At 67.1% G+C, this 10,692-nt stretch carries 9 protein-coding genes and 1 pseudogene; 4 read left to right on the top strand and 6 right to left on the bottom strand.

Annotation, left to right across the window (positions count from 1 at the left end; translation table 11 throughout):
* The first annotated feature begins 424 nt into the window (after positions 1–424).
* A complete protein-coding gene (locus MJ785_RS08540) occupies positions 425–1,765 on the top strand; it encodes an MFS transporter (RefSeq protein ID WP_239310936.1) in 1,341 nt (446 codons plus the stop codon).
* On the top strand, positions 1,762–2,841 hold the full coding sequence (locus tag MJ785_RS08535; protein WP_239380345.1) for a TolB-like translocation protein: 1,080 nt from the start codon (positions 1,762–1,764) through the stop codon (positions 2,839–2,841). The genes MJ785_RS08540 and MJ785_RS08535 overlap by 4 nt, the downstream gene beginning before the upstream one ends.
* A gap of 52 nt (positions 2,842–2,893) precedes the next feature.
* Here MJ785_RS08535 and pth read toward each other — a convergent pair whose 3' ends face one another.
* Complete coding sequence (pth, locus tag MJ785_RS08530) at positions 2,894–3,499, bottom strand: aminoacyl-tRNA hydrolase (protein WP_239312552.1); 606 nt, start codon at positions 3,497–3,499, stop codon at positions 2,894–2,896.
* A gap of 19 nt (positions 3,500–3,518) precedes the next feature.
* Positions 3,519–4,160: a 50S ribosomal protein L25/general stress protein Ctc gene (locus MJ785_RS08525; RefSeq protein ID WP_239312550.1), complete on the bottom strand. Its 642-nt coding sequence runs from the start codon at positions 4,158–4,160 to the stop codon at positions 3,519–3,521.
* A gap of 167 nt (positions 4,161–4,327) precedes the next feature.
* On the opposite strand from MJ785_RS08525, the gene MJ785_RS08520 reads away from it, so the two are divergent.
* Positions 4,328–5,023 carry a NeuD/PglB/VioB family sugar acetyltransferase gene (locus MJ785_RS08520; RefSeq protein WP_239312548.1) on the top strand — a complete coding sequence of 232 codons (696 nt, stop codon included), beginning with the start codon at positions 4,328–4,330 and terminating at the stop codon, positions 5,021–5,023.
* 89 nt (positions 5,024–5,112) lie between these two features.
* On the opposite strand, the gene MJ785_RS08515 is transcribed toward MJ785_RS08520, so the two are convergent.
* The 3 genes from MJ785_RS08515 to glmU form a co-directional block, all read right to left on the bottom strand.
* Entirely contained in the window at positions 5,113–6,204 is a 1,092-nt protein-coding gene (locus tag MJ785_RS08515) for an esterase family protein (RefSeq protein ID WP_239312536.1), read from the bottom strand.
* Positions 6,205–6,337: 133 nt separating this feature from the next.
* Positions 6,338–7,312 (bottom strand): ribose-phosphate diphosphokinase, encoded by a 975-nt coding sequence (locus tag MJ785_RS08510; RefSeq protein ID WP_239312534.1) that lies wholly within the window; start codon positions 7,310–7,312, stop codon positions 6,338–6,340.
* Positions 7,313–7,373: 61 nt separating this feature from the next.
* On the bottom strand, positions 7,374–8,867 hold the full coding sequence (glmU, locus tag MJ785_RS08505) for a bifunctional UDP-N-acetylglucosamine diphosphorylase/glucosamine-1-phosphate N-acetyltransferase GlmU (protein WP_239312532.1): 1,494 nt from the start codon (positions 8,865–8,867) through the stop codon (positions 7,374–7,376).
* Positions 8,868–9,340: 473 nt separating this feature from the next.
* Here glmU and MJ785_RS08500 point away from each other — a divergent pair, with 473 nt between their 5' ends.
* Positions 9,341–10,330 carry an acyl-CoA desaturase gene (locus tag MJ785_RS08500; protein ID WP_239312531.1) on the top strand — a complete coding sequence of 330 codons (990 nt, stop codon included), beginning with the start codon at positions 9,341–9,343 and terminating at the stop codon, positions 10,328–10,330.
* 163 nt (positions 10,331–10,493) lie between these two features.
* Here the strand turns inward: MJ785_RS08500 and MJ785_RS08495 are convergent.
* Positions 10,494–10,692: pseudogene (locus MJ785_RS08495) on the bottom strand (ABC transporter ATP-binding protein); the annotation flags it as partial.

Raw genomic sequence — 10,692 nt, 5'->3', positions numbered from 1 at the left:
GGACTCCTACCTGCGGAGACGCCCCCGGAAGAACGTCATTTGATCACGCAAAGCCCCAGGATGGACGGAGTCCGAAAATCGGTGATATATCGACATGACATGCTCGACCCCCCCAGCTTCCCCAGCTGTGGCCCGGCTGCCACGGCAGTACCGCGGCACCGCGCCGACCCCCCGGCGAAGCAGCCCCCTCCTGGACGTCGGGCTACCCCCCTACCGGAGCCCGACCATCAGAAATTACCCTATATGGCGTCGCATATCCAGTCTCAGTCCGCATGTTGTGTTGATGACCAGAAAATTGTCCCCTTAACGACACACAGCCCGATCGCCGGTCAACAGCGAGCCCTAAATTTAGGAAAAATTTTGGCAAAAAGTCGTATTAAATATTGACAGTTGATTCTTAACTTGCCCAAAGGGAAAAGTGCCCATGTACTCGACACTGCGTGACGGTCCACCGCCCCGCCCATCGGAGGCCGCATCCGATCAGTCACGGCCGGCCCGACGCCCCGCGGGCCTGGCCGTCGCCCCGGTCGTACTCATGCTCGGCCTCACCAGCATGCTCACCGATCTGTCCACCGAGATGGTCACCGCGGTGCTGCCGCTGTACCTCGTCCTCTCCCTCGGCTTCAGCCCGCTCCAGGTCGGCGTCGTCAACGGCCTGTACCAAGGTGTGACCGCGCTGGTCCGGCTGGCGGGAGGCGTAGCCTCGGACCGCTTCGGACGGCACCGTGACGTGGCCGCGGCGGGTTACGCGCTGTCGGTGCTCTCCAGGTTCGCTCTGCTCGTACCCGGGGGCTCGGCGGCGGTCGTCTCGGGTTCGATCGTGACCGACCGGGTAGGTAAGGGCATCCGCACCGCACCTCGGGACGCGCTGCTCTCGCTGGCCGCCACCGAGAACGGTCTCGGAGTCGCGTTCGGGGTGCACCGGGCCATGGACACCTTCGGCGCGATGCTCGGCCCGGTGGCGGCGTTCGCGGTCCTGTCGACCGTTCCCGGCAGTTACCGCCTCGTCTTCGCGGTCAGCGCGTGTGCCGGTGTGGTGGGCCTGGCTGTCCTGGTGTTCTTCGTCGACCGCAGCCCGGCTCCCGAACCCGCTGGACGGCCCGGCCCGTCGGCCCCCGCCGGAACTGCGGCCCCCGCCGGAACTGCGGCCCCCGCCGATATGCCGGCGCAACCAACAATGAAAATGTCACTGCGAGATATGATGCTCGCCGTGACCGACCGGCGGCTGCGCCGGATTCTGGTGGCCGGCTGCGTGCTGGCGCTGGCAACCATCGGCGACGCGTTCATCTACCTGCGCATGCAGCGAACTCTCGAGATCACGCCGACGATGTTCCCTCTGCTCGCGGCCGGAACATCTGGTATGTACCTGCTCACCTCGGTTCCGCTCGGACGGCTGGCGGACCGGATCGGGCGGGCCCGGGTGTTTCTCGGTGGCTTCGGAGCTCTGCTGGGTGTCTACGTGACGCTGCTTTCGCCGCTGCGGGGGATGACCGCGCTACTGTGTTGTCTGGGTTTCCTGGGCCTGTACTACGCTGCCACCGACGGCGTCCTGTCAGCACTCACCAGCGCCGCGCTGCCCGCCGGAGCTCGAACCACCGGCTTGGCGCTGGTGCAGACCGGCGTGTCACTCGGTCAGCTGGCGGCCTCGGCCGCCTTCGGCGCGCTGTGGACGGTCGCCGGTGTGGAAACCGCGTTGACCGCGGCTGCTGTTCTCCTTGCCGTCGCCCTTGCCATCGCATGGTCAGCTCTGCGGAGGACGATGTGACCGCCAGCACCAGATCATCAGCAAGATCGACCGTGCCGCGCTCGAACCGCTGGCGCCGGCGCGCAGCGTTCGCGGTGGTTGTACTGTGCGCTGTCGCGCTCACCATCGGCTATGGGATCAGCCTCGCCCACCGCTCGTCCCCGGTAGCGGCCCAGGCCGCAAGCCCGCGTCCGATCGACCTGACCTCGCTGCTGCGCACCCCGGTGGTCGTCTTCCGCAGCAGCGAACGCGGGCCTAGCTACGGCGAGGTGTCCGTCGCGAAGCTCAACGACCTGACCGCTCCGCGCGTCGTCACGAACCTGCAGTGCGACCGTGTCGACATGGTGGCCACGGTCGGGCTGTGCCTGGCGGCGAGCCCGGGGATCTACACCAGTTACAAGGCGTTCACGTTCTCTGCGGACATGCAGGTGCGGCACGGCTTCAACATCGTGGGCATTCCGAGCCGGGCCCGCCTGTCCCCGGACGGCCGGCTGGCCGCGGTAACCACGTTCGTCTCGGGCCATTCCTACGCAAGCGCGGGTTTCTCGACCGCTACGACGCTCTACGACGTCTCCGCCGGCCGGGAGATCGGCAATCTCGAGTCGTTCACCGTCACCAGGGATGGCAAGGAGATCCACCCCACCGACGCCAACTTCTGGGGAGTGACCTTCGATCATGACGATGACCGCCTGTACGCGACGCTGTCCACCGGTGGCCAGACCTATCTTGTGGTCGGCAGCATCAGGACGCGGACGCTGCGCACCCTGACGACCAACGTCGAATGCCCGTCCCTGTCACCGGACGGAACCCGGATCGCCTTCAAGAAACGCGCCCAGGGAAGCCTGGTGCAGTGGCGGCTGACCGTGCTGGACCTCGCGACGATGCGCGAGACACCGCTCGCCGAGACCCGTAGCGTTGATGACCAGGCTGCCTGGTTCGACCAGAACACCGTTGCCTACGGCCTGCCGAGAACCTCGGACCAGGACAGCGTGATCAATGATGTGTGGGGAGTGGCCGCTGATGGGTCTGGTACCCCTCGGGTACTGGTGGCGCAGGCGTGGTCGCCCGCTTTCGTCCAGACCGGGATCTCGGGCTGACCAGAGCGGCGCGTCGACCGGGTCACCAGCGGGCCAGCGGGCCAGCGGGCCGCTACCGGGTCAGTGAGTGAAAACGATTCTGGGCCGCGGCCAGCCCTTCGGCGACGACCTGTTCGACCGCGTCCGCCGCGGTGTCCACCACGACGGCGAGTTCCTTGCGCTCGACCGAGGAAAAGTCCCGCAGGACGAAGTCGGCGGGGTCCATCCGACCGGGTGGACGCCCAATACCGAGCCGAACTCGCAGGTAGTCACGCGAGCCCAGCGAAGCCGTAACGGATCGTAGACCATTATGACCGTTGTCGCCGCCGCCGAGCTTGAGCCGGACAGCTCCGAAAGGGATATCCAGCTCGTCGTGCACGACCAGAACTCGTCCTACCTCAGCCTTGAAAAAGGCACGCAGAGCCGCGACCGGGCCGCCCGAGGCGTTCATGAACGAATGTGGCTTGGCAAGCACCGCCTGGGCCCCGGCAAGCCGCGTCTGCATGACGTCGGCGCGTGCCCGATGGGTCCGAAAACGGTCCCCGACCCGCTCGGCAAGCAGATCGAGGACCATGAAGCCGATGTTGTGCCGGTTACCGGCGTACGTCGGACCGGGATTGCCCAGTCCGACGACCAGCCATGGCCCGGCAACCGCGCCATCGGCTCCCAAGCCGGTCATGACACCACCAGCGGGCTCATCAGGCCGAGGCGTCGGTCTTCTCGCCCGCCGCGGCGGCTGTCACGCCGCCGGCTGCCTGCTCGGCCCCGGCGAGTTCGGCGTCCATCTGGGCGACCGTCAACTTCGCCAGCCCCTGGACGACGACCTGCCCCGCGTCGGTGTCCAGGATGGAACCCGCGGGCAGGATGAGCTGACCAGCATTGATGTTCGCGCCGGGTTCGAGGCCGGCAATGTCGACCTCGATCGACCCGGGGATGTCAGTCGCGTCGGCCCGCACCGAGACGGTGGTCAGCTGCTGGTCGACGAGAGTGTCGCTGTGGGCGTCACCGACCAGTACGACCGGGACCTCCACGGTGACCCGCTCGCCGGTACGGATGATGACCAGGTCGACGTGTTCGAAACTACCTCTGATCGGATGCCGCTGGACGTCCTTGGGAAGAGCGAGCTGAGTCCCGTCGGACAGCTCCAGCCGGAGCAGCACATTCGTGCCGGCACTGGTTTTGAACGCGTGCAGGAGCTCGTGGGCCTGCAGCGAGATATGGCGGGGCGGTTGACCGTGACCGTACAGAACGGCCGGGACCTTGCCGGCCTTGCGGGTACGACGAGCCCCGCCCTTGCCGAACTCGGTACGCGGCTCCGCGGCAATGCGGACCTCGGACATGGCGGTACTCATCCTCCTACAGGCTGGGGAACAACGGCGCGGCGCGAAACAAGCGGGAAGCGCCTGCCGGAACAGCGCGGTCCTTCACAGTACCGGACGGGACGCGGCAGGGCTGACCCGCCCTCCGGTGGGTCAGCCTCGCATCGGTACGAGCTATAACAGGTCCCGTGACAGATCGCGCACGTCAGCCGCTGCTGTTGGTCGGTGCGGGCGGGCTCGCCCGTGAGACGGCGCAGGCCGTGCACGCCGCGGACAGCCATCGGCTGCTCGGCTTCACCGACGACAACCCGGCCCGCTGGGGCTGTGTGCTGGACGGTCTGCCCGTGCTCGGTGGCACCGAGGTCATCACCAGCATGCCGGACGCGCTGGTGCTGCTCTGCCCCGGTTCCGGCGCGGTACGAGCGCGGCTCGCCGCCCGGCTGGCCGCGGCTGGCATCGGCGCGGAGCGCTTCGCCACCGTCGTCCATCCTGGGGTCCATGTACCACCGTCCTGCACGGTTGGTCACGGATCGATCCTGCTGGGTGGCATCACCATGACCACCGCTGTCACGATTGGTAACCACGTGGCGATCATGCCGAACTCGGTGCTCACCCATGACGACGTCGTGGAGGACTTCGCGACGATCTGCGCGTCGGTCTCGCTGGCCGGCGGGGTGCGCGTGGGTGCGGGCGCCTACGTCGGCGCGGGCGCGCTGGTCCGGGAGAACCTCTCGGTCGGCCCGTGGTCAACGGTCGGCATGGGCACGGTCGTACTCACCGATGTGCCCGCGGCCGAGGTCTGGGTCGGCAGCCCGGCCCGCTTCCTGCGCGGCGCCGCGCCCGCCACCAGCGTTGGCAGTGGCACGGTCCGCACTGACCACTGACCACTGAGACCACCGACCCAGTGCCCGGGACCGATGGCGCGAGGTGCCGGCCGCCGTGCCCAGCGCGGATCCCCTCTGCCCGCGGGTCGCTACGCGGCGGACACCCGCGCGACGTCAGCCGCGAACCAGGAAAGCGCGTCCCGCAACGCCGGCCGCCAGACGGTGAACGTGTGTACTCCTGGCCGCACGTGCAGCTGCACCGGGTAGCCGTCCGCGTCGAGAAGATCGTGCATGTGCCTCATGGCGCCCGCGACCTTGCGGTCATGACGTCCCACGTCAAGCCAGACCTGCGGCCGCGGGCCCGGACCGAGGCCATCGATGTAGAGATCCGGGCTGTTCGCCAGCGCGGCGGCCGGCGCCTGCGGACCGGCCCCGAACAACGGCCTCAGGCCGCCGGTGTGGGTCGGGCGAGTCAGCCCGGACATGTCTATGATCGACCCGAACATGGATCTGTTCCGCAGCCCAAGATTAAGCGCGCAGTAACCGCCGGCGGACATCCCGGCGATGCCCCGGTTGGTCCATCCGGGCTCGATCCGCAGCGTCGCCTCGACCGCCGGTACGACATCACGCAGCAGGTGGGTCTCGACGCGCTCACCGATGCCGTCAACGCACTCGGGGTCGTCAAGCCAGCCATGGCTCATGCGCGGCATCACTATGATCACCGGATGGCCGGTGACCGCGACCCGGTCACCGGCATCGGCCGCCTGCCCACCCCGCAACCAGTCAGCTGGGATCCCAGGTGACCCGTGGATGAGGTAAAGCACCGGAAAGCGCCGTTGTGACCGGTCGAAGTACTGCGGTGGAAGATAGACGAGTGCGGTCGTCGCCCCGAATCCGCTGCCCCTGTCGGGGACTGGGAGGGCCAGAACCGCTCCGTGCGGATGCGAACGCACGGTGGCTGACGTCGTCGAAGGGCGCAGGTCCGTGGTCCTCAGATGTGGGTCGGAGCCCCCCTCCGTGGCCGCTCCGATCACATCCCCGAGCCGGGGGAGGTAGCTGAAGTAGGCGTTGACCGCGTCAGCCGCCACCGTGATCGTGAGCAGCACCGCCATGAGACAAACCACGGCCCTGGGCGCTCGCGGCGACTTCCGGTGGATACGGAACAGCACGATCCACATGGCTGTCGCCGCCATGGAGAGAACACCGATGAAGGCTCCGGACAGAACAGGAAAACCGCTCATCGCACAGTCACCGGGGCCGATGCCGCCCGCGCCGCTCGTGTCCGCACGGGCGGCACGGGCGGCACGGGCAGCGCCGGAACAGTGAACACGGACACTCGCGGTCAGGCAGGCGGATACACAGCTGATCCGGCGGTCATGCGTCCCCGCCGAAGAGCTCAGTCACCGATCCGTCCTCAAAGACGGCCCTGATCGCGGCAGCCAACAGCGGCGCGATCGACAATTCTGTGATTTTGTCAATGCGGGCCTCGCTGCGCAGCGGCAACGTGTTGGTGAGCACGACCTCACTGATGTCGGAGTTCTTCAGGCGGTCGACGGCGGGCCCGGAAAGCACGCCGTGGGTCGCGGCGGCGATCACCTCGGTTGCGCCGTTCTCGCTCAGCGCCTCGGCCGCCTTGGTGATGGTGCCCGCAGTATCGATCATGTCGTCGACGATGACACAGGTCCGGCCCCTGACCTCTCCGACCACGTCGAACATCTTGACCTGGTTCGGTACATCCGGGTCGCGTCGTTTGTGGATGATGGCGAGCGGGCAGCCGAGCCGGTCGGTCCAGCGCTCGGCAACGCGGACGCGGCCGGCGTCCGGGGCCACCACCGTTACAGCGGAGGTGTCGAGCTTGCTCTCGATGTAGTCGGTGAGCAACGGCAACGCGAAGAGATGGTCAACCGGCCCGTCGAAGAACCCCTGGATCTGGGCGGTGTGTAGATCGACCGACATCAGCCGGTGCGCACCGGCGGTCTTGAACAGATCCGCGATCAGCCGGGCCGAGATCGGCTCCCGGCCGCGGTGCTTCTTGTCCTGCCGGGCGTACGGGTAGAAGGGGGCCACCACGGTGATGCGTTTGGCGTTTGCGCGCTTGAGCGCGTCCACCATGATGAGCTGCTCCATCAGCCAGGTGTTCACCGGCGCGGAGTGACACTGCAGCACGAAGGCGTCACACCCGCGAACCGACTCCTCGAACCTTACGAAGATCTCTCCGTTGGAGAACTCATAGGCGCTGGTGGGCACCGGCACGACGTCAAGCGCGCCGGCCACCTCGGCCACCAGTTCAGGATGTGCCCGACCACCGAAAAGCATCAGGTTGCGCCGGTTCTCGGTCTGGTAGCCCATCAGGATTCTCCAACCTGGTCCATTCGATTACGATCGGTTCCCATCGGCATCCGCTAGGTATCTACAGCCGGCCCCCACCGGTCATGCCAGCAATGCTGGCGGAGGTGCCCGTCCGGCCGGGTTCACCAGCCACATCGCCCGTTGCGGCCCGAGCCGCCGCGGTTCCCGGCCGGCGCCGTTGCACCCATCCCTCGATCGTGCGCTGCCGGCCCTCCCGAACGGCCAGCGCTCCCGGTCGCACATCCTCCGTGATAATCGAACCGGCACCCGTGTACGCACCGTCTCCCACCCGCACCGGCGCGACCAGCACGGTGTCACTACCGATCTTGACATCCATACCGATCACCGTACGGTGCTTGGCAATGCCATCGTAGTTAGCGAAGATCGTCCCACACCCGATATTGCTACGTTCGCCGATCACCGCGTCGCCGACGTAAGCCAGATGAGGCACTTTCGCACCGTCAGCGACCTGGGCTGACTTGGTCTCCACAAAGGCACCCAGCTTAACCCCGTGCCCGATGTGCGTTCCCGGGCGCAGGTGCGTGTACGGACCGACAACGCAATCCGGCCCGATCACTGAATCGGCCGCGGTGGTACGGCTGACGGTGGCCCCAGCCCCGACCACCGTGTCGGTCAGGGTGCAGTCCGGACCGACCACGGCCGCGGCGGCCACCCGGGTGCTGCCGTGCAGGAACGTGTTCGGCAGCAGCGTCGTGTCCGCCTCCAGGACGACATCGACGTCGATCCAGGTGGTGGACGGATCCACCACCGTGGTGCCCGCCCGCATCGCCGCGGTGACAATTCTGTCCCGCATGGTGATTCCGGCCGCGGCGAGCTGGACCCGGTCGTTCACGCCGAACGCCTCGCCCGGATCGTCGAGCGGACAGGCGGCCACGGCCTGCCGGCGTGCGAAAAGCACCCCGATCACGTCGGTCAGATATTCCTCACCCTGGGCATTGTCAGTTGTCAGGGATGTCAGCGCCTCGACCAACGGACCCGCCGTGAACACGTACACGCCGGTATTGATCTCGCGGATGGCCGCGGTGACGGGGTCCGCGTCCGACTGCTCGACAATCGCCCGGACGTCACCCGACGGTCCACGAATCACCCGGCCGTAGCCGGTCGGATCGGAAAGCTCGGCGGTCAGCACGGTTGCCGACGCGTCCGCGCGGACATGCTCGGCCAGCAGCGCCACCATCGTCGCGCCGGTCAACAGCGGGGTGTCCCCGGGGACCACGACCACCAGCTCATCCGGCTGGATACCCGCCACCGCCCGCAGCGCGGCCCGGACCGCGTGCCCGGTGCCACGCTGGTCGTCCTGCACGACCGGCGACACGGCCGGGGCTCGTCCGGCGACCGCCGCGATCACCTGTTCCCGCGCGTGCCCGACCACCACGAGCTGCCGCCGCGCGTCGAGCGGAGCCACCGCGGCGAGGACGTGCTCAAGCAGGGATCGCCCCGCAATACGCTGCAACACTTTGGGGATGGTGGAACGCATCCGTTTACCCTCGCCTGCCGCGAGGACGACAACTGCCGCCGGACGTGGTTGACTCACACGAGCTCCCGTGATCGCGGACATCAACGTCAGTGTACGGTGAGCTTACCGGGTCACGGCTTACCGGATACGGTTTACCGGCCGCCATCATGGGCAAGAAGAACAATTCGGGCGACGACAAACAGCCCAGCAAGGATAAACCGACCGCACGTCACGCTGGTAGCCATCGGTCGAACCTCTCGCTCCGCCGCCACGACTCGAACGTGGACTAGAAGAACCAAAATCTCCTGTGCTGCCGATTACACCACGGCGGATCGAGGAAAATCGATCGCAGTATACCAGCACGAACCCAATCCGCCAAAGATCACACAATCACGCCGGCGGGTGTCCGGCTCATGACGGTCAGCCCGGCCGCACGGATTGTTTGCACGGATGTTCCCCGTGGCGAGCACCACACACTGCCGCAACAAGCTACCGTGACCCAACGGAAGCCGTCGTGGCAACGAACACGACCGATGGGCGGGGATTGTCTCATGACCACTACAGACACAGTGAACGCGACGGGCGTCACGGCCCGCGCGGCACCTGGGGTGACCGCCCCGCCCCGCCACACCGTCGCGCCGCGTTCATCGCTCAAGGCCCGCGGTGAACAGATCACGCTGGCCACGATCATCGTGCTTCCCCTGACGGCGCTGGCCGCGGCGGTACCCCTGCTGTGGAATCGGTGGATCAGCTGGCAGGACGTGCTCCTGGCCGCGACCATGTATATGATCACCGGCCATGGTGTGACCATTGGTTTCCACCGCTACTTCACACACCGCGGCTTCAAGACCTCCAGGCCCGTACGTGTCGCGCTCGCCATCGCCGGCAACATGGCGATCGAGGGACCGGTGATCCGCTGGGTCGCCGACCACCGGCGCCACCACGCCTTCAGCGACAAGGAGGGTGACCCGCACTCACCGTGGCGCTATGGCACCGGCACCCGGGCAGTGGCCAAGGGCCTGTGGCACGCTCACATCGGCTGGCTGTTCGACGTCGAGCAGACCGACCAGCGCCGATACGCTCCGGACCTGCTCAACGACGCTGACATGGTCCGGGTCAGCCGGATGTTCGCGCTCTGCGCCGCGGTGAGCCTCGCCGCGCCCGCGCTCATCGGCGGGCTGTGGCGAGGCTCGTTCGAAGCCGCGCTGCAGGCGTTCTTCTGGGCGAGCCTGGTCCGGGTGGCCCTGCTGCACCACGTGACATGGTCGACCAACAGCATCTGTCATGTCGTCGGCAAGCACCCGTACATATCGCGGGACCGTTCCGGAAATGTCTGGCCGCTCGCCTTCCTTTCGATGGGCGAGTCCTGGCACAACCTGCATCATGCCGAACCAACCCTGGCCCGCCACGGGGTCAAGCCCTGGCAACTGGACACCAGCGCCTATCTGATCAAGCTGTTGGAAACGCTGCGAATCGTCCATGATGTCCGTTGGCCAGTTCCCGAACGCATCCGGGCAAAAGAAGTCCAGCCAACGTCCTGAGCGTGTTCGGAAGCGTCATTTCGGCGGGGCGCGTTCAGACGCGCGCCCCGGCTGCGTCGCCGGCCAAACCGAATCCCTGTTGCCGGAGCCTCTTACCTGGTTGACGCGTACCTCGTTGATGCGCGAAACGGGTTGGCTGAAGGCGCTGTCCGGATGAAGCGGGTCAGGCATCCTCGAGGTCGGTCGCGAGAGCGAGCCAGGCATCCTCGGTCCGAGCCTTTTCCGCGACTACCGCGCGCAGGTCGGCGTCGAGCGCGAGTAGACGCTCATGGTCGGCAGCCGCCTCCGCAAGCGCCGCGTGCAGAGCGGTCTCCTGACGTCCCAGCCGCTCCAGCGCGCGCTCCAGCCGGTTGAGTTCCTTG

The sequence above is a fragment of the Protofrankia sp. CiT1 genome (assembly GCF_917627335.1).
In the GTDB taxonomy this organism is placed as follows: domain Bacteria; phylum Actinomycetota; class Actinomycetes; order Frankiales; family Frankiaceae; genus Protofrankia.
This window is presented reverse-complemented; position numbering and strand designations above follow the sequence as displayed.